Below are 25,467 nucleotides of genomic sequence, written 5' to 3' on the forward strand. Positions count from 1 at the left end.
GTGTCAGCGTTTGAGGACGATCATGGCTCCGCCGACGACCACCAGCACCAGGGCCGCGACGATAGCCCATCCAGCACCGGCTAGCCACCACATGACACCCAATGCGGCGAGTACCGGCGACAGCGCGAAGAACACCATTACCGGGTGCTGCCTAATCACTGCGAGGGCACTGGTCGCCCGGACTCGATCGATTTCCTTGCCTGGCATGCCCTTCAGGATGCCAGCTGACTACCACAATGCAAGCAGCGATGAGCCGACGAACCGTCATCCTTGGCCTGCTCCCGCTCGCTGTTGTCGTCACGAATGGCGCACGATGCGGCGCACCAATGCCTGTGACCGAAGGCGGTTCGGGCTGTCATTGACAATTCATGAAGATGCCTGCCGCATCATATCCGTTGTGCCCGTTGTTCTAGAAGTCCGACGTGCTGAGCCTGCCCACCCGGCGACCCCATATCCGGAACCCCTCGCGCGCTGCAGCCGCTCACCTGGTCTGAACGAAAGCTCGCACATGAGTGGTCGGATTCCGCCCTAACAACGCGCCATAAACGCAGGCTCATGCGCTGCGCCACGATGCGCCGATGCATTTCGGTAACGATTGTTAGTTAACCCTTGTACGAAACTCTCTTGAGGCGCTCTAACCGACTGCGTCCAAAGTGGAGGATCGAAAAGATGATAGGAAAATGAGTACGCCTACGCTGCCTGATATGGTAGCTCCATCCCCGAGAGTGCGAGTAAAAGACCGTTGTCGCCGGATGATGGGGGACCTACGCCTTTCCGTTATCGATCAGTGCAATTTGCGATGCCGTTATTGTATGCCCGAAGAGCACTACACATGGTTGCCGCGGCAAGATTTGCTATCCGTCAAAGAAATCAGCGCCATTGTAGATGTTTTCCTTTCCGTTGGGGTAAGTAAAGTTCGAATCACCGGTGGCGAACCGCTGATCCGCCCAGATTTGCCGGAAATAGTGAGGACATTGAGCGCAAAGGTCGGCGAAGATTCAGGTCTGAGAGACTTAGCGATCACGACGAACGGCGTCCTTCTCGCCGACCGCGTTGACGGCCTGAAGGCTGCGGGTATGAAACGCATCACTGTCAGTCTTGATACGTTGCAACCCGAGCGCTTCAAGGCGATAAGTCAGCGTAATAGCCACGATAAGGTCATCGCGGGTATCAAGGCTGTCGCAGCCGCGGGATTTACGGACACAAAAATAGACACAACGGTGATGCGTGGTGCCAATCACGATGAGCTGGCTGATCTGATCGAATTCGCTCGGACTGTTAACGCGGAAGTCAGGTTCATTGAGTACATGGACGTCGGCGGCGCAACTCACTGGGCATGGGAGAAGGTCTTTACCAAAGCGAACATGCTCGAGTCCCTTGAGAAACGGTATGGACGTATTGAGCCTTTGCCCAAACATGATACGGCGCCCGCCAATCGATATGCGCTTCCGGACGGAACTACCTTCGGAATTATCGCGTCGACAACGGAGCCATTCTGCGCAACCTGTGACCGTTCACGGTTGACCGCCGATGGCTTATGGCTGCATTGCTTGTACGCAATATCGGGTATCAACCTAAGGGAGCCGCTGCGTGCAGGCGCGACTCACGATGACTTGGTGGAAACCGTGACAACCGGATGGCGGCGACGAACGGATCGCGGAGCAGAGCAGCGTCTTGCCCAACGCGAGCGCGGAGTGTTCCTGCCATTAAGCACGTTAAAGGCCGACCCGCATCTGGAGATGCACACCAGGGGCGGGTAAGCCGAACGAACAGTCGATTGATCAACGACTCCACAGTTGAGGAAGGAACCATGACGGTCAGCACCCCTGAGCAACACGAGCAACGAGCATCCCACGATGCATCCGAGGGAAAGCACAACGTATGTCAGGGGAGGCTGGCCGCACTTGCCGACGCGGCCGTGTCAGAGAAACTCGGAGCACTACCTGGCTGGCAGCTTCTCGACATGCGACTCAGCCGCGCTTTTCAGTGCACAAATTTCGACCAATCCATTGACTTCATGAATAGGGTCGCATCAATAGCAAACGATATCAATCACCATCCCGATATCGCTGTACTGGACAAGCGTTCGGTGCGCGTGACGGCGTGGACGCGCAAGCTGGGCTATCTGACCGACATCGACTTCGATCTTGCGGCGTCCGTCGAGGCGATGTATGCGACAGAATTCGCTGACAGGCCAGCACGATGATCGACCATGCACTCGCGCTGACACATATCGATGAGCGTGGTGCGGCACGAATGGTCGATGTGTCCGAGAAACCCGTGACTTTGAGGGTTGCCAAAGCGTCAGGGCTCGTGATCATGAAGCCGTCTACCTTGAGGATGATTTCCGACGGTGCCGCTGCTAAGGGTGACGTCATGGCGGCGGCCCGGATAGCTGGCATCGCGGCGGCGAAACGTACGGGTGATCTTATTCCGCTATGCCACCCGTTAGGGCTCGACGCTGTCAGCGTCACTATCACGCCGTGCGAGCCTGACCGGGTGAAGATTCTGGCGACAACCACCACGCTGGGGCGTACCGGCGTGGAAATGGAAGCGTTGACCGCAGTTTCAGTCGCCGCCTTGACTATCTACAACATGTGCAAAGCCGTCGATCGAGCCATGGAGATTTCTCAGATCGTGCTCCAAGAGAAAAGCGGCGGCCGGTCCGGAGTTTATCGCCGAAGTGCTTCTGATTTGGCCTGTCAGTCCCGATAAGTAGGTGAGTGTCTGAATGATTAAAGTGAATGTTCTTTACTTCGGTGCCGTTCGTGAGGCGTGTGACGAAACGCCTCGGGAGGAAGTAGAGGTTCAGAACGGTACCGATGTCGGGAATCTTGTTGATCAACTCCAGCAAAAATACCCTCGCCTTCGCGATCATTGTCAGCGAGTACAGATGGCGGTCAACCAATTCATCGCGCCGCTGTCGACCGTTCTCGGCGATGGTGATGAGGTCGCCTTCATCCCGCAGGTAGCCGGAGGCTGAACAAGGGGATGACCGGCCGTGAATGCGCTCTCATCGTCGCCGCTGTTCGGCAACGTGGGAGTTCCAGTGCCGGCGTGCAGAACGACCGAAATTCGCCGCACCCGAATAGTCGGGTCGCATAGATGACCAGCAGGGATGGATTCACCATCGTTTGGGATTGGAACGGGACGCTGTGCGACGACCGGACAATTCTTCTCGACGCGGTTGGGCAGACGCTGGTCAACGAGGGATTCGAGCCTCTTTCGCAACAGCAGCTGATCCAACGGTTCGCACGCCCACTACGAACGTTTTTCGAGAATGCGTGCGGTCGAGATCTCTTGACGTCCGAGTGGGAACGCGTCCAATCCACCTTTCGCCGAATCTATCGATCGCGAGAAGCTGAAGTCACACTCGTCGAAGATGCGTACGACGTTCTGGCGCAGGGAAACCGCAGCGCCGCTGGGCAGTTCTTATTATCGCTGGCGCCTCACGACGAGCTTATGCACTTCGTCCAAAAATACGGGATTGCCAAGTGGTTCAACGAAATCCGTGGCCGGACTCGGCCCGACCAAGAAAAACCCATGATGCTGGCAGAACTGATCATGCAGCGCTCTCTGAATCCCACTCGCGTGGTGCACATCGGCGATTCGCTTGAGGACGCCGCTGCTGCCAGCGCGGTCGGAGCCATTTCCGTCTTGGTCACCGGAGCTTCACTGCAGCCACCCGACCGAGTCATGCTCAAACAGTTGCAGCCCTTCGTTGCGAGTTCGCTGAAGCAAGCACTGCAGTACGCGGGTGGCGACGGTGATTGACGACGAAGGTACGCAGGTGGTGGCGGCGCGCCTGCCGTTCGGATGGCCAGCCGACAGTGGGGTGACAGCCGACATCATCGAGGCAGCGATGGAACTTGCGATCGACACAGCGCGACATGCCACGGCACCGTTTGGCGCTGCGCTGCTTGATGTTACGACACTCCGAGCATTCTCGGGTGGCAACACCTATTTTGAATCGGGGGATCGCTTCGCTCACGCCGAAACCAACGTTCTACGGGCCGCAATGAGCACATTGCCGGAGCTTTCAAATCACGTGCTGATATCCACCGCCGAGCCATGCCCGATGTGCGCGGCGGCCAGCGTGCTCAGCGGAGTGAGAGCCATCATCTTCGGCACATCAATCGAGACCCTTATCCAGTGCGGTTGGTTCCAAATCCGCATCAGCGCTTCGGATGTGGTGGCGGCCTCCACTCGTCCCACGCGTCCATCGGTGTATAGCGGTTTCCTCAGCCACAAGACGGACTTGTTGTACCGGAACTCCGAAAACCGACGAGCAATGAACCCCTGGACCGATCCATCGCATTGACTCGGCTTGCCGACTACCTCACTGACCCAGGAGGAGAGTTACGTCCAGGGGTGTGGTGTACGGGCAGGTAAGGCCGGTGGGCGTGTCGTAGCCCAGTAGTGGGCGGTCATCGCGTGATCCTTCGAAACGACCAGCAAAAGTCAATCGAAGGAAATGACGCAATGACCTCTTCTCATCTTATCGACACCGAGCAGCTTCTGGCTGACCAACTCGCACAGGCGAGCCCGGATCTGCTGCGCGGGCTGCTCTCGACGTTCATCGCCGCCTTGATGGGGGCTGAAGCCGACGCCCTGTGCGGGGCGGGCTACCGCGAACGCAGCGATGAGCGGTCCAATCAGCGCAACGGCTACCGCCACCGTGATTTCGACACCCGTGCCGCAACCATCGACGTCGCGATCCCCAAGCTGCGCCAGGGCAGCTATTTCCCGGACTGGCTGCTGCAGCGCCGCAAGCGAGCTGAACGCGCACTGACCAGCGTGGTGGCGACCTGCTACCTGCTGGGAGTATCCACTCGCCGGATGGAGCGCCTGGTCGAAACACTTGGTGTGACAAAGCTTTCCAAGTCGCAAGTGTCGATCATGGCCAAAGAGCTCGACGAAGCCGTAGAGGCGTTTCGGACCCGCCCGCTCGATGCCGGCCCGTATACCTTCCTCGCCGCCGACGCCCTGGTGCTCAAGGTGCGCGAGGCAGGCCGCGTCGTCGGAGTGCACACCTTGATCGCCACCGGCGTCAACGCCGAGGGCTACCGAGAGATCCTGGGCATCCAGGTCACCTCCGCCGAGGACGGGGCCGGCTGGCTGGCGTTCTTCCGCGACCTGGTCGCCCGCGGCCTGTCCGGGGTCGCGCTGGTCACCAGCGACGCCCACGCCGGCCTGGTGGCCGCGATCGGCGCCACCCTGCCCGCAGCGGCCTGGCAGCGCTGCAGAACCCACTACGCAGCCAATCTGATGGCAGCCACCCCGAAGCCCTCCTGGCCGTGGGTGCGCACCCTGCTGCACTCCATCTACGACCAGCCCGACGCCGAATCAGTTGTTGCCCAATATGATCGGGTACTCGACGCTCTGACCGACAAACTCCCCGCGGTGGCCGAGCACCTCGACACCGCCCGCACCGACCTGCTGGCGTTCACCGCCTTCCCCAAGCAGATCTGGCGCCAAATCTGGTCCAACAACCCCCAGGAACGCCTCAACCGAGAGGTACGACGCCGAACCGACGTCGTGGGCATCTTCCCCGACCGCGCCTCGATCATCCGCCTCGTCGGAGCCGTCCTCGCCGAACAACACGACGAATGGATCGAAGGACGGCGCTACCTGGGCCTCGAGGTCCTCACCCGAGCCCGAGCAGCACTGACCAGCACCGAAGAACCCGCCAAGCAGCAAACCACCAACACCCCAGCACTGACCACCTAGACTGCCACCCGAAGGATCACGCGAGGAACCTTCACTCGTACACCACGTCCCTGGCCTTGGCCAGGAGGAGAGCAATCATGACTGAAGCCTTGATCCCGGCACCGTCGCAGATATCGCTGACCCGCGATGAGGTGCGCAGGTACAGCAGGCACCTCATCATCCCGGATATCGGCGTCAACGGCCAACAGCGGCTGAAGGATGCGCGCGTATTGTGTATCGGCGCCGGAGGATTGGGTTCGCCTGCTCTCCTGTATCTTGCGGCCGCCGGAGTCGGTACCATCGGCATCATCGATGGAGACCACGTGGATGAGTCGAATCTGCAACGCCAAATCATTCATGGCACATCCGACGTGGGTAGGCCGAAAGTAGAATCAGCAGCCGAGGCGGTGGCGGAAATCAACCCGCACGTCCGGGTGACGCAATATCGCGAAATGCTCACCCACGACAACGCACTGGAAATTTTTGGCGATCACGACCTCATTGTTGACGGCACAGACAACTTCACGACGCGCTACCTGATCAATGATGCCGCGGTCTTGGCCGGCAAACCATATGTTTGGGGGTCGATCTACCGATTCAACGGCCAGACCAGTGTGTTTTGGCCCGGCCGGGGGCCGTGTTATCGATGCCTTCATCCAGCTCCGCCCCCGCCCGGATTGGTGCCGTCGTGCGCTGAAGGCGGTGTACTCGGTGCCATCTGCGCCACGATTGCGTCGATCCAGGTAACTGAAGTGCTGAAGCTCCTTACCGGAGTCGGAACTCCCCTCGTCGGTCGCCTGCTCATGTATGAAGCTCTCGACGCGACATACCATCAAATCCGGATCGCGAAGAATCCTGACTGCGCCATTTGCGGCGATGCGCCCACGATCACCGAATTGGTAGATGACAGCGTCAGCTGCGCATCGACACAATCGGTGGATCCCGAACTAGTGATCAGTTGTGATGAGTTGCGAACCAAACAGCAGTCGGACCAGAACTTCCTCTTGGTCGACGTGCGAGAGCCCGCCGAGTTCGACATCGCGCACATTCCGGGCAGCATCTTGATACCCAAAGGCGAAATCGGCTCGGCGGCGGGCCTAGCCCAGCTACCGCTGGACAAGGAAATTGTCCTGTACTGCAAGAGTGGAATCCGATCGGCCCAGGCGCTAACCACGTTGAAAGCAGCCGGACTGCACAACGTGAAGCATCTCGACGGCGGTATCGCGGAGTGGACACGAACCATCGACTCCTCCTTGTTGGTGTACTAGCACCGAACTATGCGAAAGGATTCCCGCCATGGCACGCTGCGATGTCCTGGTCTCCGCCGACTGGGCTGAGAGCAATCTGCACGCGCCGAAGGTCGTTTTCGTCGAAGTGGACGAGGACACCAGTGCATATGACCGTGACCATATTGCCGGCGCGATCAAGTTGGACTGGCGCACCGACCTGCAGGATCCGGTCAAACGTGACTTCGTCGACGCCCAGCAATTCTCCAAGCTGCTGTCCGAGCGTGGCATCGCCAACGAGGACACGGTGATCCTGTACGGCGGCAACAACAATTGGTTCGCCGCCTACGCGTACTGGTATTTCAAGCTCTACGGCCATGAGAAGGTCAAGTTGCTCGACGGCGGCCGCAAGAAGTGGGAGCTCGACGGACGCCCGCTGTCCAGCGACCCGGTCAGCCGGCCGGTGACCTCCTACACCGCCTCCCCGCCGGATAACACGATTCGGGCATTCCGCGACGAGGTCCTGGCGGCCATCAACGTCAAGAACCTCATCGACGTGCGCTCTCCCGACGAGTTCTCCGGCAAGATCCTGGCCCCCGCGCACCTGCCGCAGGAACAAAGCCAGCGGCCCGGACACATTCCTGGTGCCATCAACGTGCCGTGGAGCAGGGCCGCCAACGAGGACGGCACCTTCAAGTCCGATGAGGAGTTGGCCAAGCTTTACGCCGACGCCGGCCTAGACAACAGCAAGGAAACGATTGCCTACTGCCGAATCGGGGAACGGTCCTCGCACACCTGGTTCGTGTTGCGGGAATTACTCGGACACCAAAACGTCAAGAACTACGACGGCAGTTGGACAGAATACGGCTCCCTGGTGGGCGCCCCGATCGAGTTGGGAAGCTGATATGTGCTCTGGACCCAAGCAAGGACTGACATTGCCGGCCAGCGTCGACCTGGAAAAAGAAACGGTGATCACCGGCCGCGTAGTGGACGGTGACGGCCAGGCCGTGGGCGGCGCGTTCGTGCGGCTGCTGGACTCCTCCGACGAGTTCACCGCGGAGGTCGTCGCGTCGGCCACCGGCGATTTCCGGTTCTTCGCCGCGCCCGGATCCTGGACGCTGCGCGCGCTGTCGGCGGCCGGCAACGGCGACGCGGTGGTGCAGCCCTCGGGCGCGGGCATCCACGAGGTAGACGTCAAGATCACCTGATAGCTAGGAAGGATGTCTGAATGGCCAATGTGGTAGCTGAAGGTGCCTACCCTTACTGTCGGCTCACTGATCAGCCGCTGAGTGTGGACGAAGTGCTAGCCGCCGTCTCGGGCCCCGAACAAGGCGGCATTGTCATATTTGTGGGAAACGTGCGTGACCACAATGCCGGGCATGATGTCACGCGGTTGTTCTACGAGGCGTATCCGCCGATGGTGATTCGGACATTGATGTCGATCATCGGACGGTGTGAAGACAAGGCCGAGGGTGTCCGCGTTGCTGTCGCGCACCGGACCGGTGAATTGCAAATCGGTGATGCCGCGGTCGTTATTGGCGCGTCAGCTCCCCACCGTGCGGAGGCATTTGACGCCGCGCGTATGTGTATCGAGTTGCTTAAGCAGGAAGTGCCGATTTGGAAGAAGGAATTCAGCTCGACCGGTGCTGAATGGGTCGGCGATAGACCATGAGTCCGTCTCCATCGGCCCTGCTCGCCGACCACCCGGACCGCATTCGTTGGAACGCGAAATACGAGTGCGCTGACCCCACGGAGGCGGTATTTGCGCCCATATCCTGGCTCGGCGACGTGCTGCAGTTCGGGGTGCCAGAAGGGCCGGTTCTGGAACTGGCGTGCGGTCGGTCCGGCACCGCGCTGGGGCTAGCCGCGGCGGGCCGCTGCGTGACTGCGATCGACGTTTCCGATACCGCGTTGGTTCAGCTCGAGCTCGAAGCGACCCGACGGGAATTGGCCGATCGCCTCACACTGGTGCACGCCGATCTCTGCTCCTGGCAGTCGGGGGATGGACGCTTTGCTCTGGTACTTTGCCGACTATTCTGGCATCCGCCCACTTTTCGCCAGGCTTGCGAGGCTGTGGCGCCGGGCGGTGTAGTGGCGTGGGAGGCATGGCGGCGGCCCATCGATGTCGCTCGGGATACCCGTCGAGCCGAATGGTGCTTGAAGCCAGGCCAGCCCGAGTCTGAACTTCCCGCCGGCTTCACGGTGATTCGGGTGGTCGACACCGATGGTTCAGAGCCGTCGCGGCGCATCATCGCCCAACGGTCACTGTGAACGGTCCCTGGTTGTATGCGCACGTCCTTTGTTGAGAACCCGTTTCGCACCGCTCCGATACCGCCAGTCTGATGCACCGACCGCGCCGCCTCCCACCCGCGGAAGCTAACGAGGTGTGCATGAAACCGGGGCGGTTCAGCAGCCCGGTTAATTGACAATCTGTGAAGAGGTTCCCACGACAATGGGCACGTTGGGCTCGCGATGTCGCGCGATTCGAGCGAGGTTGGGTGACGTTCCCGTTTGAGGATCTCGCCCCAGGGCGATGGGTTGGCGGGATGTCGATGTACCCGGAAGAGCAAAACGTGGCATGCGATAACGATCCGAGAGGAGTGCGATGACAAGCACCTCGATTCCGACGTTCCCGTTCGACCGGCCGGTCCCGACGGAGCCGTCCCCAATGCTGTCGGAACTGAGAAACAGCTGTCCGGTAGCCCCGATAGAGTTGCCCTCGGGGCACACAGCATGGCTCGTCACTCGCTTTGACGATGTAAAGGGAGTGCTGTCCGACAAGCGTTTCAGCTGCAGGGCGGCAGCGCACCCGTCGTCGCCCCCGTTCGTGCCGTTCGTGCAGCTTTGCCCCAGCTTGTTGAGCATCGATGGGCCCCAACACACCGCGGCCCGCCGTCTGCTCGCGCAGGGCCTAAATCCCGGCTTCATCGCACGCATGCGGCCCGTTGTCCAACAGATCGTCGACAATGCGCTCGACGATCTGGCAGCCGCGGAACCACCGGTGGACTTCCAGGAAATAGTAAGTGTCCCTATCGGAGAACAGCTCATGGCCAAGCTACTCGGGGTCGAGCCCGAAACCGTGCACGAGCTCGCGGCGCACGTGGATGCGGCGATGTCCGTGTGTGAGATCGGCGACGAGGAGGTGAGCCGGCGGTGGTCAGCACTGTGCACGATGGTCATCGACATACTGCACCGCAAGCTCGCCGAACCGGGTGATGACCTACTTAGCACGATCGCCCAGGCGAACCGGCAACAGTCCACCATGACCGACGAGCAGGTTGTCGGCATGCTCCTCACCGTCGTGATCGGAGGAGTCGACACACCGATCGCCGTGATCACAAACGGGCTGGCGAGCCTGCTGCACCACCGCGATCAATATGAACGGCTCGTTGAAGACCCAGGCCGTGTCGCTCGTGCGGTTGAAGAAATAGTCCGGTTTAATCCGGCAACTGAAATTGAGCACTTGCGAGTTGTCACCGAGGATGTCGTCATTGCCGGAACCGCGCTATCGGCGGGGAGCCCAGCATTTACCTCTATCACTTCGGCTAACCGCGACTCCGACCAATTCCTGGACCCCGATGAGTTTGATGTCGAACGTAATCCGAACGAACACATAGCATTTGGATATGGTCCACATGCTTGCCCGGCCTCAGCGTATTCACGCATGTGCTTGACGACGTTCTTCACCTCGCTTACCCAGCGATTTCCGCAACTTCAACTCGCAAGACCGTTTGAGGATTTGGAACGACGGGGTAAGGGCCTACATTCGGTGGGGATCAAGGAACTCCTTGTTACCTGGCCGACGTGACCCCGCGTGCCAGCAAGGGACTGTTGACTTCTCCGACGGATGAAAGCCGCCCTGGAATATCCAACCGCTCCTGCTCCTCGGTCAACTCAAGCCGAAACCGCCAACGGTGGCCACAAAATACGAGTTCGTCCACAACGTCGGCAGCCGGGACCGCAACCACGCAAACTCCTCACGCACTACCCGCAACCGACGGCCCCTAATTGGGGTTGGGCCCATGATCGGTTGGCGGCTCATCAGGCGGTGCAGGATCTTGGTGTGCCCGCCTCGGCGCGGCGGAGCCGGGGTCGAGCATCTCTTTGCGAGTGATGAAGGCACAGCCCCGGCGCGGGGTGGGTGTGCAACACGAATGTAGGTAGCGGGAGTTGAGGCTGGGCGCGGTGTATTCTGGTTGTTGGATAAACAACCAGAATGGGGAGACGCGGGTGGGCGAGGACTCGCTGGAGGATCTGGAGCAGCGGCGAGCGCGACTGTATGACCAGTTGGCCGCGACCGGCGATTTCCGGCGCGGCTCGATCAGTGAGAACTATCGCCGCTGCGGCAAGCCCAATTGTGTGTGCGCGCAAGAGGGTCACCCCGGGCATGGGCCGCGATATTTGTGGACGCGCACGGTGGCCGGGCGGGGTACCAAGGGGCGGCAGCTCTCGGTCGAGGAGGTGGACAAGGTGCGCGCCGAGTTGGCCAACTATCACCGTTTCGCGCAGGTCAGTGAGCAGATCGTGGCGGTCAACGAGGCGATCTGCGAGGCCCGCCCACCGAACCCGGCGGCCACGGCGCCCCCGGCCGGCACAACGGGGCACAAAAAAGGGGGCTCTGCGACCAGATCGCGGCGGAGTTCACCGCCGAGGTAGAGCGGCTGGTTGCGCTCGCGGTCGGTGCGCTGGGATCCTCGGTGCCGACCTGGTCGCAGTGGAGTTGGCGATCCGCACTGCGATGACCCGGCTGGGCTCCTCGCTGCTGGAGCAGCTGCTGGGCGCCGACACCGGGCACCGGGGCCAGCGCATCGATTGCGGGCAAGGGCATTGCGCGTGGTTCGTCGGTTACCGCGACAAGAACCTCGATACCGTGCTGGACCGGGTCCGGTTGCTCCGCGCCTGCTACCACTGCCGCACCTGCGGGCGTGGGATGGCGCCCCCTGGATCTGGAACCTGGCCACCGCGATCCTGCCCGAAGCCACCCCGATCGTGGACCTCTACCACGCTCGCCAGCACGTCCACGACCTCGCCGGCCAGCTCGCACCCGCCCTCGGCGAACACCACAGTGACTGGCTGACCGCCCGGCTGGTCGACCTCGACTCCGGCGACATCGAAACGCTGGTTCAACAACCGATCGGGCAGCACACCGGTCACACGTAACGAAGTGTGCATGAAACCCGGAGTGGTTCAGGGGTCCGCCGCGCTCGTCCGCGCTGTGAGGGTCTCGGCACTACCACGAGATGAGATCGAGGCACCAGGTGCATTGTGCACCACATTCTGGCGATGTTGGTGAGGTTTGTTCCTGCGCCCGTCCGTGGCGCGTTCGGGATCGTTGGGGTTGGCCGGTTGCCCACCTCGGCGGAAGCGGACGGTGAGCGCGGCCGAGTCGTCGACATTTGGCGGTAGGAGGTTTCGATGCTGTTTGTCAGCGTGGCCCCGGAGTCGGTAGGGGTGGCGGCGGCGACTCTTGTTGGGCCCCCGTTGATCGGCAACGGCGCCGATCGGCCCCCGGCACCGGACAAGCCGGCGGGATCTTGTGGGGCAACGGCCGTTTTCGCCCAATCACAGGAGTGGAGTTTTGAACGCAACGACGGCAGGTGCTGTGCAATTCAACGTCTTAGGACCACTGGAACTAAACCTCCGGGGCACCAAACTGCCATTGGGAACGCCGAAACAACGTGCCGTGCTCGCCATGCTGTTGCTATCCCGGAACCAAGTCGTAGCGGCCGACGCACTGGTCCAGGCAATCTGGGAGAAGTCGCCACCTGCACGAGCCCGACGCACCGTCCACACGTACATTTGCAACCTTCGCCGGACCCTGAGCGATGCAGGCGTTGATTCGCGCAACATCTTGGTTAGTGAGCCGCCGGGCTATCGCCTTCTCATTGGAGATCGACAGCAATGCGATCTCGACCGTTTCGTGGCAGCGAAAGAATCGGGACTGCGCGCTTCTGCCAAAGGATATTTTAGCGAGGCGATCCGTTATCTAGATTCGGCCTTGCAGAATTGGCGCGGTCCAGTACTGGGGGACCTACGCAGCTTTATGTTTGTCCAAATGTTCAGCAGGGCGTTGACCGAAGATGAGCTCCTCGTCCATACGAAGCTGGCCGAAGCTGCAATCGCCTGCGGACGCGCCGACGTCGTTATCCCTAAATTGGAAAGACTCGTTGCGATGCATCCTTATCGCGAGTCGTTATGGAAGCAGTTAATGCTCGGCTACTACGTGAACGAATACCAGTCCGCGGCAATCGACGCATATCATAGACTCAAGTCCACGCTCGCAGAGGAACTCGGTGTTGAGCCGGCACCCACGATACGTGCGCTCTACCACAAAATTCTTCGCCAATTGCCCATGGACGATCTCGTCGGCCGAGTCACGCGTGGCAGGGTTGACTTGCGTGGCGGCAACGGCGCTAAGGTAGAGGAACTGACCGAGAGCGATAAGGATCTCCTTCCCATCGGTTTGGCATAACTACGCCCCTCAATGCAAGCGAGCTGATTCGATGTTGTCGAGCCGGAGCCCGCTCCGACCTCCGTCACACAGACCGGACTACGAATACTGACCCGCGCTGCTAGCCAACCCCGGTTCGTGGAATCACAGTGAGACGTGCCTGCGTGACATGCCAACCCGCACCATCACGATCCATCAGCCCACCGGGCATACCAGCGCCGGCACCGCTAATACTCATTGGCATCAGCATCATCGGCATACCACCACCGGCGGCCCCGGCCGCCTGCGTCAGCGCGACTGGGTTAGGCGGCACACCCAACCCGGACATCGCTGAAGAAGCCATCGAAATGGGTATCGACCCCTGCCACGTCGGCGGCACCGACATCGACCCCACCAACTGAGCCTGCCCTAAGCCAGCGGACATCCCCGCACCCAATTCCCGACCGCCTAGCGGCTTGAACGCCGGAATAGCCGCACCACTCGGGTTCGGCGTATTCGCGGCAGCCAACCCGCCAGCCGGCGGACCTAACCTGGTCGCGCTTTCACGCGCCATACTCGCCAACGTCGTTATCGGCGACGTCAGGATGCGGACCGGGAGAAACAACATCGACGCATGTTGCAACGGCAGCTGCGACACCAGCGACTGCATCCCGCTCATCACGGTCGGCACCGACGCCATCGCACCCTCGACCACCGGCGTCACGGCAGCCGACGCCGTCGTCGCCATCCCGGCAACCTGGGTACCCACCTGCGCGGCCAACCCGGCTAAGCTCACCGGCGGCAGACTAAATGGCGCCAACGTCGCCGCCACGGACTTTGCCCCAGCGTGATAGCCCACCATCGCAGCCACATCCTGAGCCCACATCTCCAGGTAATCGAACTCCGTGGCTGCGATCGCCGGGGTGTTCTGACCCAAAACGTTCGCCGCTATCAACGACGCCAGCGACACCCGATTCGCCGTCACCGCCGTCGGATGCACCGTGGCCGCCAACGCGGCCTCAAACGCCGTCGCTGCCGCGCGAGCCTGAATGGCCGCCAGCTGCGCCTGCGACGCCACCGTGCTCAACCACCCGACATACGGAGACGCGGCAGCAGCCATCGACATCGACGCCGGACCGGTCCACGGCCCAGTCGTCAACGCGGCGAGCACCGACTCAAACGACGATGCCGATGCCCACAAATCCGCGGCTAGCCCCTCCCACGCCGAGGCCGCCGCAAACAACGGCCCCGAGCCGGCTCCGGCAAACATGCGCGCCGAGTTGATCTCCGGCGGCAGCCACGAAAAGCCCAAAACCATCGCAACCCCAGCCCAATCAGCCGCCCAGAAGGGTCTCGTACAAGGGTTAACTAAACAATCGTTACCGAATGAATCGACACATCGTGACGCACCGATGGCTCAGCACGCCGGACTTCTAGAACAACGAGCACAACGGATATGATGCGGCAGGCATCTTCATGGATTGTCAATGACAGCCCAAACCGCCTTCGGCCACTGGCATTGGTGCACTGCACCGTGCGCCATTCGTGGCGACAACTGCGAGCGGGAGCGGGACCAAGGATGATGGTCCCGGTCGCGACGGGCGCGATCCCGCTCCGGAGTGGTCAACGCATCAAACGACAAAGCGCTCAGCTCATCGACCGCAGCATCGAGCCGGTCCAGCGCCGCGACCAAACTAGAATTCTCGCGCAGACACCGCTGAAACGACAGTGACGCAAGGGATTTCATTGAGAGGACCAATGACCCTATTTGATCAAACCGGATGACCATACCGTCAACGTTGTGGACATACAGGTGCTCAAGAACGCAGTCTTGCTGGCATGCCGGGCGCCGTCGGTGCACAACAGCCAGCCCTGGCGTTGGGTGGCCGAAAGCGGCTCCGAGCACACTACTGTGCACCTGTTCGTCAACCGCCACCGAACGGTGCCGGCCACCGACCATTCCGGCCGGCAAGCGATCATCAGTTGCGGTGCCGTACTCGATCACCTTCGCATCGCCATGACGGCCGCGCACTGGCAGGCGAATATCACTCGCTTTCCCCAGCCGAACCAACCTGACCAGTTGGCCACCGTCGAATTCAGTCCCATCGATCACGTCACGGCGGGACAGCGAAACCGCGCCCAGGCGATTCTGCAGCGCCGAACCGATCGGCTTCCGTTTGACAGCCCGATGTACTGGCACCTGTTTGAGCCCGCGCTGCGCGACGCCGTCGACAAAGACGTTGCGATGCTTGATGTGGTATCCGACGACCAGCGAACACGACTGGTGGTAGCGTCACAACTCAGCGAAGTCCTGCGGCGGGACGATCCGTACTATCACGCCGAACTCGAATGGTGGACTTCACCGTTCGTGCTGGCCCATGGTGTGCCGCCGGATACGCTGGCATCAGACGCCGAACGCTTGCGGGTTGACCTGGGCCGTGACTTCCCGGTCCGGAGCTACCAGAATCGCCGTGCCGAGCTAGCTGATGACCGATCGAAAGTCCTTGTGCTGTCGACCCCTAGCGACACGCGAGCCGACGCACTGAGGTGTGGCGAAGTGCTGTCGACCATCCTACTCGAGTGCACCATGGCCGGCATGGCTACCTGCACGTTGACCCATCTGATCGAATCCAGTGACAGTCGTGACATCGTGCGGGGCCTGACGAGGCAGCGAGGCGAGCCGCAAGCCTTGATCCGGGTAGGGATAGCCCCGCCGTTGGCAGCAGTTCCCGCCCCCACACCACGGCGGCCGCTGGACAGCGTCTTGCAGATTCGCCAGACGCCCGAGAAAGGGCGTAATGCCTCAGATAGAAATGCCCGTGAAACGGGTTGGTTCAGCCCGCCTTGATCAGGATGCCTTTGTGGATGTCGGGTAGGGCGGTGGGGATGTTAGCGAGGTAGAGCTGCTCGGTTTTCTCCTTGGCCAAGATGAGGAGTCGGTTCTGCAGGTCGGCGATTTTGCGGCCGATCTGGGCGGGGTTGAGGCTGTCTCGGTAGGTGATCAGGTCGGCCTGCTGGGCCGCGGAGAGCACCCTTGCGGCCAGTGGCCGGTCCAGCGGCGTCTGTGGGGCATCGTAGAGGCGTCGGCGGCGGCCGTCGGCGCTGCTGGCATACCCGATCGGTTTGATGGTCGGGGTGAGGTAGTTGAGGCGGTCGTTGACCAGCTTCCACATCCGGTTGAGCACGGCGCGTTCCTCGGCGGTGTCATAGCGGTAGTAGAACGCGTACTTGCGGACCAGGTGGTTGTTCTTGGACTCGATGGTGGCCTAGTGGTTTTTCTTGTACGGGCGAAAGCGGGTGAAGTAGATACCGTTGTCGCCGGCCCAGCTGATGACCGGCTTGTTGAGAAACACGGTGCCGTTGTCGAAATCTAAACCCGTTATCCCATGCGGGATCTCGGTGACAGAAGCTTTGAGCCCGGCGAGGATGTGGGTACGGGCGTTGTTGCGGACGGTGCGGGTGAACACCCATCCGATGTGCACGTCGGTCAAGTTCAGGGTGTGGGCGAACTCGCCTTTGAGCGTCGGACCGCAATGGGCAACGGTGTCGCCCTCGAAGAACCCCGGCTCCGCCTCGACCTCATCGCCGGCCCTGCGAACCTTGATCGAATTACGCAGCAGTGGTGAGGGTTTCGTCGTCGACACACCCGATATCTGGTCTTTGGCCTTCGCGGTCTTCAGATAACGATCGATGCTGGCCGCACTCATCGCCAACAGCTCCTCACGCACCTCGGGGCCATAGCGGTCACGCCCAAACTCCAACACACCGTGACGTTCCAACCCATCAAGCTGCAGCACCATCGAGGCGGCAAGATACTTCCCGCACTGCCCACCCGAGGCGGACCACACCCTCTGCAACACCTTCAGCGCGTCATAGGAGTACTTCAGCGAACGCGGTTTGCGCCGCCGCTTGGCAACACTGCGGCCCAGCCCCGGCGATAGCTTGGCCGCTGCGACAAGCCGGCCGCGCGTTATCACGTGACTAGCCCGTCAGGTCAACCACCTGGTCGAAAATCCGGCCCCGGCTCTTCTTCAAAGCCTGCACATACGCCTTGGCGTACCTGCTGGTGACCTCCGCGCGAGATCTCATCGACAACCCACTTCCCATGCCTCACGACGGTCACCATGTCGCGGGCATATTTACGTGAGGCACCGAGGGTGTTTCGCGGGCATTCTTGGTGAGTCAAGTCGAACGGTTGAGCCATGATCGACGATTCCGTTACCGTGCTGTCAGAAGACGAAAGTTGGCACCGGCTGGGCAGCGTTGCACTCGGTCGGCTAGTTACCACCTTTGCTGATGAGCCTGGGATCTTCCAGTCAATTTCGTGGTGCAAGGCCGCACCGTGCTGTTTCGTACCGCGGAGGGCGCCAAATTATTTTCAGCCGTCGCGAAGTGCGCGGTGGCTTTCGAGGCGGACGACCACAACGTTGCCGAGGGCTGGAGCGTGATCGTCAAGGTTCGCGCCCAGGTGCTGACGACCGACGCGGGGTCCGCGAAGCCGAACGCGCCCAGTTACTACCGTGGACCGCGACGCTGAAACGTCACTGTGTGCGGGTGATCCCGTGGGAGATCACCGGCCGCCACTTCAGGTTCGGTCCGGAACCGGACCGCAGCCAGACCTTTGCCTGCGAGGCCTCGTCACACAACCAGCGATAGCGCTCCGCGCCTGCGAGTCACCTTGCGCCGCTTACTGATCGCCACCAGCCGTGCGACGGCGTCTTCAATTCCTCGCGCCAGCTGGCCGGCATCTGCTACCACGTCGTAGTCGGCCAGGATCCCGAAGTACAGGTCGTCGGCGTAGCTGAGCATCGCGACACTGGTGCGCAGTTGCATCGCGATCGGCGAAACCGGGTATAGGTCAAGCACCCGTCTGCCCATAATCTGCAGCGGCCGTCGTGGACCCGGCACATTTGTCGCCACGGTGACAACACCACGCTGCGGCAGCCGCATCAACAGCCCGACCGCCCATGCGGTCATGGGGAACGGAAGGCGGTTGGCAATCGCCATCAAAGTATTTCCGAATTGTCTCTGTCCCCCCGCCTTGGCCCGAGTCAGCCGCGAGTGCACGATCCGCAGCCGCTGCAGCGGGTTCTCTTGATCCACCGGCAGGTTGGGCAGCATTAACGAAACACGGTTATCGGTCTTGCTCAAAGCGCTGTTGGAACGCGTCGAGACCGGCACTAGCGTACGCAGCGAATCAAACCTAGGCCGCTCACCCCGCTGGATGAGGACGTTGCGGTAGCTTTCCGTAATCGCGGCAAGCGCAACATCATTGATGGTGACGTCGAATTTCCGGCACACCTGTTCGACGTCGGCGAGAGGGACCTTTGCTGCGCTGTAGCGACGCAAATCACTGATCGGCCCGTTCAACGACGACGCGGCGGGACTTAGCACGCCGGCCGCGATCTCACTGGCACCCTTGGCCGCGCGAACGATGCCTGCCATCACGGCGGTCGACGCGGTCAACGCCTCGCTTGGATTGACACGGAATCCACCCCGCCGCACAGATGCGGATTGCGACTGCATGGTCGTGTGGATGTTGCTCGCGAAGCTGTCGCTCATACTTTCATCGGAGAGCCCAGCTAGCAGGTGAGTCGCCGCGATTCCGTCGGCCATGCAGTGGTGCAGTTTGGTCAGGATCGCCCACTTGCTGTCCGCCAGGCCTTCGATGACCCAGACCTCCCACAGCGGTCGACCCCGGTCCAAACGACGCGCCATCAGATCGGCGATCAGCTCGAATAACTGGTCTTCGTTGCCAGGCCGCGGCAAGGCGATGCGCCACACATGACGGCCAAGATCGAAGTCGGGATCGTCCACCCATTTGGGTGCACCGAGGTCGAACGGGCGCAGGCGTAACCGCTGCCCGAACCGGGTACAGGGACGTAGGCGTTGAGCGAGCGACGATAAGAAGGCTTCCTGATCGGGAGCCGGCCCCTCGATGACCGCCAGAGCGCCGATTGCCAGACTCACGTGCCGATCCACGTCTTCTGCCTTGAGAAACCCGGCGTCAAGTGTCGTTAGGTGATTCATGGTCAGCGCCTTCCCCGGTGATCCGGATTATCTGCAACCGTCAGTACCACTCTCCGCTGCGAGGAGCCGTTGAGGCAGGGCCAAAGGTCCTCCGCTGGCGAGCCTTCGTGCTCTGCCACCGCGGCTGTCGACGCGCGATCCTTAATAGATGACCGCAGCCGTTGATGGGAAAGGCCCGGCAGCCATGAACACCCATTTCCCGGACGCCGAAACCGTGCGAACGGTTCTCACCCTGGCCGTCCGGGCCCCCTCCATCCACAACACGCAGCCGTGGCGGTGGCGGGTATGCCCGACGAGTCTGGAGCTGTTCTCTAGACCCGATATGCAGCTGCGTAGCACCGATCCGGACGGGCGTGAGTTGATCCTCAGCTGTGGTGTGGCATTGCACCACTGCGTCGTCGCTTTGGCGTCGCTGGGCTGGCAGGCCAAGGTAAACCGTTTCCCCGATCCCAAGGACCGCTGCCATCTGGCCACCATCGGGGTACAACCGCTTGTTCCCGATCAGGCCGATGTCGCCTTGGCGGCGGCCATACCGCGGCGACGCACCGATCGGCGCGCCTACAGTTGCTGGCCGGTGCCAGGAGGTGACATCGCGTTGATGGCCGCAAGAGCAGCCCGTGGCGGGGTCATGCTGCGGCAGGTCAGTGCCCTAGACCGAATGAAAGCCATTGTGGCGCAGGCTGTCTTGGACCACGTGACCGACGAGGAATATCTGCGCGAGCTCACCATTTGGAGTGGGCGCTACGGTTCAGTGGCCGGGGTTCCCGCCCGCAACGAGCCGCCATCAGACCCCAGTGCCCCGATCCCCGGTCGCCTGTTCGCCGGGCCCGGTCTGTCTCAGCCGTCCGACGTCTTACCCGCTGACGACGGCGCCGCGATCCTGGCACTAGGCACCGAGACAGACGACCGGTTGGCCCGGCTGCGCGCCGGCGAGGCCGCCAGCATCGTCTTGTTGACCGCGACGGCAATGGGGCTGGCGTGCTGCCCGATCACCGAACCGCTGGAGATCGCCAAGACCCGCGACGCGGTCCGTGCCGAGGTGTTCGGCGCCGGCGGCTACCCCCAGATGCTGCTGCGAGTGGGTTGGGCACCGATCAATGCCGACCCGTTGCCACCGACGCCACGGCGCGAACTGTCCCAGGTCGTTGAGTGGCCGGAAGAGCTACTGCGACAACGGTGCTGACCATCGCAGCACTGTTCCGCTCGCGCCCGGTACGCTGGCGAGGGTGAATTCGCCGCCGGCCTGCTCTGCCCGCTGCCGCAGGTTCGTTAAGCCGCTTCCGGTGAACTCGTCGGGCAGCCCGCGGCCGTTGTCGGTCACCTCGATGCACAAGTCGTCGTCGACTTTGACCCGGACGGTCAACGTGCTGGCCTTCGCATGGCGAACCGCGTTGCTGACCGCTTCCCGAACCACCGCCTCGGCCTGATCGGCGAGCGCGCTGTCGACCACCGACAATGGACCCACGAATTGAACGCTGGTGCGCAACCCCGAGTCGGCAAATTGGGCTACGGCCGCATCGATTCGCTGCCGGAGCCGAGTGATACCCTGCGATGCTCCGTGCAGGTCATAAATGGTGGTCCGGATTTCCTGTATAACGTCTTGCAGATCGTCTACCACGTCCGAGAGTCGTTGCTGCACTTCAGGATTACGTTCGTGCGGGACAGCACCCTGCAAAGCCAGGCCAATCGCGAAGAGCCGCTGGATGACATGGTCATGGAGGTCACGGGCGATACGATCCCGGTCGGTCAGTACGTCGAGTTCGCGCATCCGACGTTGCGAAGTGGCCAATTGCCAAGCCAGCGCGGCCTGGTCGGCGAACGCGGCCATCATCTCGAGTTGTTCGTCGGTGAAAGCCCCTGGACCGCCTTGACTCAGCACAACAACGACACCCGCTACGGTACCTCTGGCCCGCAGCGGCAACAGCAGCGCCGGACCTGCGTCGGCCAGTTCGTCCAGGCCTTCCAAATCGACCCGGTCGACCCGTCGCGGAATGCCGTTGACGAAGACCTCCCGCAGCACCGCGCCCGCCACCGGAATCGTTCGCCCAACAGTGGAAGCCACAGCGCTGCCGACTGTTTCAATCACCAGCAGCTCCCCCACGTCAGCGGCAGGCATGTCCTCGTCGACGGGAACGGCTACCAGGGCAGCGTCAGCCGCCGTCAGCTTGAGCGCCTCCGCGGCGACAAGCCGGAACACCGTCGCGGGTTCGGTGCCGGACAACAACTCGGTGGCGATGTCACGGGTGGCCTCGATCCACGACTGACGCGCCTTAGCCTGCTGGTAGAGCCGGGCATTCGCGACTGCGATACCCGCGGCGGCCGCCAGCGCCTGGACCAGAACCTCGTCGTCGTCGCTGAACGGTTGCCCGTTGGTCTTGTCAGTCAGGTACAGAGTGCCGAACGATTCATCGCGCACCCGAACCGGTACCCCGAGGAAGGTACGCATCGGCGGATGATACGGCGGAAAACCAATCGAGGCCGGGTGCGCAGAAACATCGTCCAGCCGTAACGGTTTGGGATCTTCGATGAGCAGCCCGATGACGCCTAGGCCTTTCGGTAGGTGGCCGATCCGCCGAACGGTCTCCTCGTCGATGCCTTCATAGACAAAGTGCAATACCCGATGCTGCCGGTCGTGCACCTCCATAGCGCCATAGCGCGCATCGACAAGGCTGGTCGCTGAATGCACGATAGCGCGTAGGGTTGCCTCCAGGTCCAGGCCCGCTGTGACCACGAGCATGGCCTCCACCAGACCATCGAGGCGGTCCCGGCCCTCGACGATCTGCTCGACCCGGTCCTGCACCTCGACCAGCAGCTCGTGCAGGCGTAGTTGGGAGAGCGTGTGACGCAGTGGACGCATTGCGGCGCCGTCGTTTTCGTCGACGAGGCCCCCTGTTGTCATGGTCCATCACCGGGTGGCCGCGAGCGCTTCAACTCCGTCGCGAATACCGCGGCTTGCGTCCGACGTTCCATGCCCAGCTTGGCCAGCAACCGCGACACGTAGTTCTTCACCGTCTTTTCGGCTAGGAACATTCGGTCGGCGATCTGCTTGTTGGTCAGGCCCTCGCTAAGCAGGCCCAGTAGCGTCCGCTCCTGGTCGGTAAGGCCTGATAGCGGGTCCTGCTTCTCGGCGGCACCGCGCAGCTTGGCCATCAGCGCGGCCGCGGCCCGATTGTCCAGCAGCGACCGTCCAGCGCCCACATCTTTGACGGCGCGCGCCAACTCCATTCCCTTGATGTCTTTGACGACATATCCGCTGGCACCGGCGAGAATCGCATCTAGCATGGCCTCGTCAGAGGTGTAGGACGTGAGGATCAGACAGCGCAGATCGGGCATGCGGGACAACAGATCGCGGCACAGTTCAATGCCGTTGCCATCGGGCAACCGGACATCCAGCACCGCGACATCTGGGCGCGCGGCAGGAACCCTGGCCATCGCCTCGGCGACCGAACCCGCCTCACCTACGACGTCAAGCTCGGGATCGGCCCCAAGCAAGTCAACCAGACCACGACGCACCACCTCGTGGTCATCGACCAAGAAGACCTTTACCACCAGGGCACCACTCCCAAGATCCGCTCCCTACAAGTTGGCACTGCGTACCGTAAGTACGGCGCATCCGGGCTGGTATGCACCGCACAATTCGTGCGCGGAGTGTGAGTCCGCGACGAACAGCTGACCCGGCTTTGCGTTGGCGGCCAGATGACGGCACGCACTGCCGCCGGCGATGGCCCGATCCACCCGCACCTCGGGGTAGAGCCGGGTCCAGTGGGCGAGCCGACGGCTCAGGTGTACATGCGCCAACCGGCTGCCCTGTTCGACGTCATCGGGTGTTTCAGCAGCGTGGACAGCCACGGCCCGCAGCGGAACTCCGCGCAGCCTGGCCTCCTCGAATGCGTGCCGCAGCACCACACCATTGTCCACCTCCGCGACAACCGCGCTGACCTGGGAGGTTGTCGCTGGCTCGGCCGGCGACGGGTGAATCACCGCCACGGGGCATAAGGCCGACCCAGCCAGGGTCGCCGCGACCGAACCCCGGCGACCGCGGACATGATCAAGCCCCACCGAACCGACGCACAGCATCGCCGCGGACCTGGACTCCTGCATCAGCTTGGTGAGCGGCCTGCCGCACAGAACCTCCGTTTCGATCTTGACCGGTTGCCCGGTGGCCTCGACCTTCCGAGAGGCGTCGTGCAGCGCCGCTCGGGCCGCTGATTGCCCACCGCCCTCGCCGGCGGCGGACAGTTGGGACGGATCGATGACGTACACCAGTCGCAGCGGAATGTCTCGGTTCACCGCCTCATCGACCGCCCACAACGCCGCATGCGTTGCCGCCCTTGACCCGTCGATACCAACGACCACTGCCCGAGCTGGCCGAGGATCGCTCATCGCCGTCTCCTTCGCTGGGGCGGATACATCCCGTCGGTTCAGCGGTACGTTACTGGCGGGGACCGCTATCTCCCAGGGGCGTTGGTCCCCACCTGAGGGCCGTTAGTCCTTATCGACCGATGACAGACGCAACCCGTCAGGGCGAGAATGAATCTCACCTATCGCACGGGTGGCTCGTCCAGGTCCACAACCATCGCCCAGCTTTTCACAGCAAAGTCCCAGAAATGGCTTACAGTTGCCGACAGCTGCCGAACCAGCGGCCGTCCATCGGCTGCATATCGCTTGACCCACAGAATATTTGGGCATAGCCGCGCTGTGAGAGCGCATCTCGATGCGGCCGGCACGGCGTCGATCAATCTCCGATCCGCCGTCAGTCGACTGCCATACAACCTGCCCGCCCAGTTGTACACTGGCCGCGGCACGAGTTGCCGCACTGGTCAACAAGTATCAGCCGGCCTGCGCCCGAGCGGAGCCCCACCTTGACCCATTCAGTTCTCGACCAGCACGACACCGTATCCGCACAAATGTAAGGAGCTGAGACACAATGGATTTCGCACTGTTACCACCGGAAGTCAACTCCGCCCGGATGTACACCGGCCCTGGGGCAGGATCGCTGTTGGCTGCCGCGGGCGGCTGGGATTCGCTGGCCGCCGAGTTGGCCACCACAGCCGAGGCATATGGATCGGTGCTGTCCGGACTGGCCGCCTTGCATTGGCGTGGACCGGCAGCGGAATCGATGGCGGTGACGGCCGCTCCCTATATCGGTTGGCTGTACACGACCGCCGAAAAGACACAGCAAACAGCGATCCAAGCCAGGGCGGCAGCGCTGGCCTTCGAGCAAGCATACGCAATGACCCTGCCGCCACCGGTGGTAGCGGCCAACCGGATACAGCTGCTAGCACTGATCGCGACGAACTTCTTCGGCCAGAACACTGCGGCGGTCGCGGCCACCGAGGCACAGTACGCCGAGATGTGGGCCCAGGACGCCGCCGCGATGTACGGTTACGCCACCGCCTCAGCGGCTGCGGCCCTGCTGACACCGTTCTCCCCGCCGCGGCAGACCACCAACCCGGCCGGCCTGACCGCTCAGGCCGCCGCGGTCAGCCAGGCCACCGACCCACTGTCGCTGCTGATTGAGACGGTGACCCAAGCGCTGCAAGCGCTGACGATTCCGAGCTTCATCCCTGAGGACTTCACCTTCCTTGACGCCATATTCGCTGGATATGCCACGGTAGGTGTGACGCAGGATGTCGAGTCCTTTGTTGCCGGGACCATCGGGGCCGAGAGCAACCTAGGCCTTTTGAACGTCGGCGACGAGAATCCCGCGGAGGTGACACCGGGCGACTTTGGGATCGGCGAGTTGGTTTCCGCGACCAGTCCCGGCGGTGGGGTGTCTGCGTCGGGTGCCGGCGGTGCGGCGAGCGTCGGCAACACGGTGCTCGCGAGTGTCGGCCGGGCAAACTCGATTGGGCAACTATCGGTCCCACCGAGCTGGGCCGCGCCCTCGACGCGCCCTGTCTCGGCATTGTCGCCCGCCGGCCTGACCACACTCCCGGGGACCGACGTGGCCGAGCACGGGATGCCAGGTGTACCGGGGGTGCCAGTGGCAGCAGGGCGAGCCTCCGGCGTCCTACCTCGATACGGGGTTCGGCTCACGGTGATGGCCCACCCACCCGCGGCAGGGTAACC

At 62.2% G+C, this 25,467-nt stretch carries 27 protein-coding genes and 2 pseudogenes; 20 read left to right on the forward strand and 9 right to left on the reverse strand.

Annotation, left to right across the window (positions count from 1 at the left end):
- Nucleotides 1-3 precede the first annotated feature (3 nt).
- A complete protein-coding gene (locus FF952_RS16400) occupies nt 4-207 on the reverse strand; it encodes a hypothetical protein (RefSeq protein ID WP_003913800.1) in 204 nt (67 codons plus the stop codon).
- Between the two features lie 473 nt (nt 208-680).
- Here FF952_RS16400 and moaA point away from each other — a divergent pair, with 473 nt between their 5' ends.
- From moaA to cyp141, 13 genes are all read left to right on the forward strand, one after another.
- Nucleotides 681-1,760, forward strand: a complete 1,080-nt coding sequence (gene moaA, locus FF952_RS16405; RefSeq protein WP_003900633.1) for a GTP 3',8-cyclase MoaA — start codon at nt 681-683, stop codon at nt 1,758-1,760.
- A 50-nt stretch (nt 1,761-1,810) separates the two neighbouring features.
- Nucleotides 1,811-2,206, forward strand: coding sequence for a 4a-hydroxytetrahydrobiopterin dehydratase (locus tag FF952_RS16410; protein WP_003416149.1), 396 nt, complete (start codon nt 1,811-1,813; stop codon nt 2,204-2,206).
- Nucleotides 2,203-2,715 (forward strand): cyclic pyranopterin monophosphate synthase MoaC, encoded by a 513-nt coding sequence (gene moaC, locus FF952_RS16415; protein ID WP_003904177.1) that lies wholly within the window; start codon nt 2,203-2,205, stop codon nt 2,713-2,715. The genes FF952_RS16410 and moaC overlap by 4 nt, the downstream gene beginning before the upstream one ends.
- A 16-nt stretch (nt 2,716-2,731) precedes the next feature.
- Complete coding sequence (gene moaD / locus FF952_RS16420; RefSeq protein ID WP_003899918.1) at nt 2,732-2,983, forward strand: molybdopterin converting factor subunit 1; 252 nt, start codon at nt 2,732-2,734, stop codon at nt 2,981-2,983.
- Nucleotides 2,984-3,105: 122 nt separating this feature from the next.
- Nucleotides 3,106-3,774: an HAD family hydrolase gene (locus FF952_RS16425; protein WP_003899919.1), complete on the forward strand. Its 669-nt coding sequence runs from the start codon at nt 3,106-3,108 to the stop codon at nt 3,772-3,774.
- 16 nt (nt 3,775-3,790) lie between these two features.
- A complete protein-coding gene (locus FF952_RS16430; protein WP_003901545.1) occupies nt 3,791-4,321 on the forward strand; it encodes a nucleoside deaminase in 531 nt (176 codons plus the stop codon).
- A 161-nt stretch (nt 4,322-4,482) separates the two neighbouring features.
- A complete protein-coding gene (locus tag FF952_RS16435; protein ID WP_003904572.1) occupies nt 4,483-5,730 on the forward strand; it encodes an IS256-like element IS1081 family transposase in 1,248 nt (415 codons plus the stop codon).
- 77 nt (nt 5,731-5,807) lie between these two features.
- Complete coding sequence (moeB, locus tag FF952_RS16440; RefSeq protein WP_003899922.1) at nt 5,808-6,977, forward strand: molybdopterin-synthase adenylyltransferase MoeB; 1,170 nt, start codon at nt 5,808-5,810, stop codon at nt 6,975-6,977.
- 28 nt (nt 6,978-7,005) lie between these two features.
- Nucleotides 7,006-7,839: a sulfurtransferase gene (locus tag FF952_RS16445; RefSeq protein ID WP_003404293.1), complete on the forward strand. Its 834-nt coding sequence runs from the start codon at nt 7,006-7,008 to the stop codon at nt 7,837-7,839.
- 1 nt (nt 7,840) lies between these two features.
- Nucleotides 7,841-8,143: a DUF1416 domain-containing protein gene (locus FF952_RS16450; protein ID WP_003404278.1), complete on the forward strand. Its 303-nt coding sequence runs from the start codon at nt 7,841-7,843 to the stop codon at nt 8,141-8,143.
- 20 nt (nt 8,144-8,163) lie between these two features.
- Nucleotides 8,164-8,607 carry a molybdenum cofactor biosynthesis protein MoaE gene (locus tag FF952_RS16455; RefSeq protein ID WP_003899923.1) on the forward strand — a complete coding sequence of 148 codons (444 nt, stop codon included), beginning with the start codon at nt 8,164-8,166 and terminating at the stop codon, nt 8,605-8,607.
- Nucleotides 8,604-9,206 carry a class I SAM-dependent methyltransferase gene (locus tag FF952_RS16460; protein ID WP_003899924.1) on the forward strand — a complete coding sequence of 201 codons (603 nt, stop codon included), beginning with the start codon at nt 8,604-8,606 and terminating at the stop codon, nt 9,204-9,206. The genes FF952_RS16455 and FF952_RS16460 overlap by 4 nt, the downstream gene beginning before the upstream one ends.
- Before the next feature lie 334 nt (nt 9,207-9,540).
- The gene (gene cyp141, locus FF952_RS16465; protein WP_003899925.1) at nt 9,541-10,743 is read left to right on the forward strand and encodes a cytochrome P450 Cyp141; all 1,203 of its coding nucleotides are present in this window, start codon (nt 9,541-9,543) and stop codon (nt 10,741-10,743) included.
- Between the two features lie 81 nt (nt 10,744-10,824).
- Here the strand turns inward: cyp141 and FF952_RS16470 are convergent.
- Nucleotides 10,825-10,944 (reverse strand): annotated as a pseudogene (locus FF952_RS16470) (IS200/IS605 family transposase); the annotation flags it as partial.
- A 221-nt stretch (nt 10,945-11,165) separates the two neighbouring features.
- On the opposite strand from FF952_RS16470, the gene FF952_RS16475 reads away from it, so the two are divergent.
- The 3 genes from FF952_RS16475 to moaR1 all read left to right on the forward strand — a co-directional run bounded on the left by FF952_RS16475 (nt 11,166) and on the right by moaR1 (nt 13,407).
- Nucleotides 11,166-11,591, forward strand: a complete 426-nt coding sequence (locus FF952_RS16475) for a DUF6788 family protein (RefSeq protein WP_003912101.1) — start codon at nt 11,166-11,168, stop codon at nt 11,589-11,591.
- Nucleotides 11,592-11,600: 9 nt separating this feature from the next.
- On the forward strand, nt 11,601-12,095 hold the full coding sequence (locus FF952_RS16480; protein WP_003901547.1) for a hypothetical protein: 495 nt from the start codon (nt 11,601-11,603) through the stop codon (nt 12,093-12,095).
- A 442-nt stretch (nt 12,096-12,537) separates the two neighbouring features.
- Complete coding sequence (gene moaR1 / locus FF952_RS16485; RefSeq protein WP_003900636.1) at nt 12,538-13,407, forward strand: transcriptional regulator MoaR1; 870 nt, start codon at nt 12,538-12,540, stop codon at nt 13,405-13,407.
- 100 nt (nt 13,408-13,507) lie between these two features.
- Here moaR1 and FF952_RS16490 read toward each other — a convergent pair whose 3' ends face one another.
- Complete coding sequence (locus tag FF952_RS16490) at nt 13,508-14,683, reverse strand: PPE family protein (protein WP_003899929.1); 1,176 nt, start codon at nt 14,681-14,683, stop codon at nt 13,508-13,510.
- A 495-nt stretch (nt 14,684-15,178) separates the two neighbouring features.
- On the opposite strand from FF952_RS16490, the gene FF952_RS16495 reads away from it, so the two are divergent.
- Nucleotides 15,179-16,213, forward strand: a complete 1,035-nt coding sequence (locus FF952_RS16495) for an Acg family FMN-binding oxidoreductase (RefSeq protein ID WP_003416354.1) — start codon at nt 15,179-15,181, stop codon at nt 16,211-16,213.
- Here FF952_RS16495 and FF952_RS16500 read toward each other — a convergent pair.
- Nucleotides 16,200-16,550 (reverse strand): hypothetical protein, encoded by a 351-nt coding sequence (locus FF952_RS16500; protein ID WP_003416355.1) that lies wholly within the window; start codon nt 16,548-16,550, stop codon nt 16,200-16,202. The two genes, FF952_RS16495 and FF952_RS16500, sit on opposite strands and share 14 nt — an antisense overlap.
- 81 nt (nt 16,551-16,631) lie before the next feature.
- Nucleotides 16,632-17,342, reverse strand: a complete 711-nt coding sequence (locus FF952_RS16505; RefSeq protein WP_003904995.1) for an integrase catalytic domain-containing protein — start codon at nt 17,340-17,342, stop codon at nt 16,632-16,634.
- Between the two features lie 225 nt (nt 17,343-17,567).
- Here FF952_RS16505 and FF952_RS16510 point away from each other — a divergent pair.
- Nucleotides 17,568-18,021 (forward strand): annotated as a pseudogene (locus tag FF952_RS16510) (pyridoxamine 5'-phosphate oxidase family protein).
- Here the strand turns inward: FF952_RS16510 and tgs1 are convergent.
- Nucleotides 18,004-19,395: a diacylglycerol O-acyltransferase gene (tgs1, locus tag FF952_RS16515; RefSeq protein ID WP_003899932.1), complete on the reverse strand. Its 1,392-nt coding sequence runs from the start codon at nt 19,393-19,395 to the stop codon at nt 18,004-18,006. The pseudogene FF952_RS16510 and the gene tgs1 overlap by 18 nt on opposite strands.
- 184 nt (nt 19,396-19,579) lie before the next feature.
- Here tgs1 and FF952_RS16520 point away from each other — a divergent pair, with 184 nt between their 5' ends.
- A complete protein-coding gene (locus FF952_RS16520; protein ID WP_003416362.1) occupies nt 19,580-20,578 on the forward strand; it encodes an Acg family FMN-binding oxidoreductase in 999 nt (332 codons plus the stop codon).
- Here the strand turns inward: FF952_RS16520 and dosS are convergent.
- The 3 genes from dosS to FF952_RS16535 are packed head-to-tail and all read right to left on the reverse strand — an operon-like array spanning nt 20,558 to nt 23,778.
- Nucleotides 20,558-22,294, reverse strand: a complete 1,737-nt coding sequence (gene dosS, locus FF952_RS16525) for a hypoxia sensor histidine kinase DosS/DevS (RefSeq protein ID WP_003416363.1) — start codon at nt 22,292-22,294, stop codon at nt 20,558-20,560. The two genes, FF952_RS16520 and dosS, sit on opposite strands and share 21 nt — an antisense overlap.
- Nucleotides 22,291-22,944, reverse strand: coding sequence for a hypoxia response regulator transcription factor DosR/DevR (gene dosR / locus FF952_RS16530; RefSeq protein ID WP_003416369.1), 654 nt, complete (start codon nt 22,942-22,944; stop codon nt 22,291-22,293). Before dosR ends, dosS begins: the two co-directional genes overlap by 4 nt.
- A 27-nt stretch (nt 22,945-22,971) precedes the next feature.
- On the reverse strand, nt 22,972-23,778 hold the full coding sequence (locus FF952_RS16535; RefSeq protein ID WP_003416373.1) for a universal stress protein: 807 nt from the start codon (nt 23,776-23,778) through the stop codon (nt 22,972-22,974).
- Between the two features lie 544 nt (nt 23,779-24,322).
- On the opposite strand from FF952_RS16535, the gene FF952_RS16540 reads away from it, so the two are divergent.
- Complete coding sequence (locus FF952_RS16540) at nt 24,323-25,465, forward strand: PPE family protein (protein ID WP_031680808.1); 1,143 nt, start codon at nt 24,323-24,325, stop codon at nt 25,463-25,465.
- The last annotated feature ends 2 nt before the right edge of the window (nt 25,466-25,467 follow it).

It is taken from the genome of Mycobacterium tuberculosis complex sp. N0072, from assembly GCF_030323725.1.
GTDB lineage: Bacteria > Actinomycetota > Actinomycetes > Mycobacteriales > Mycobacteriaceae > Mycobacterium > Mycobacterium tuberculosis.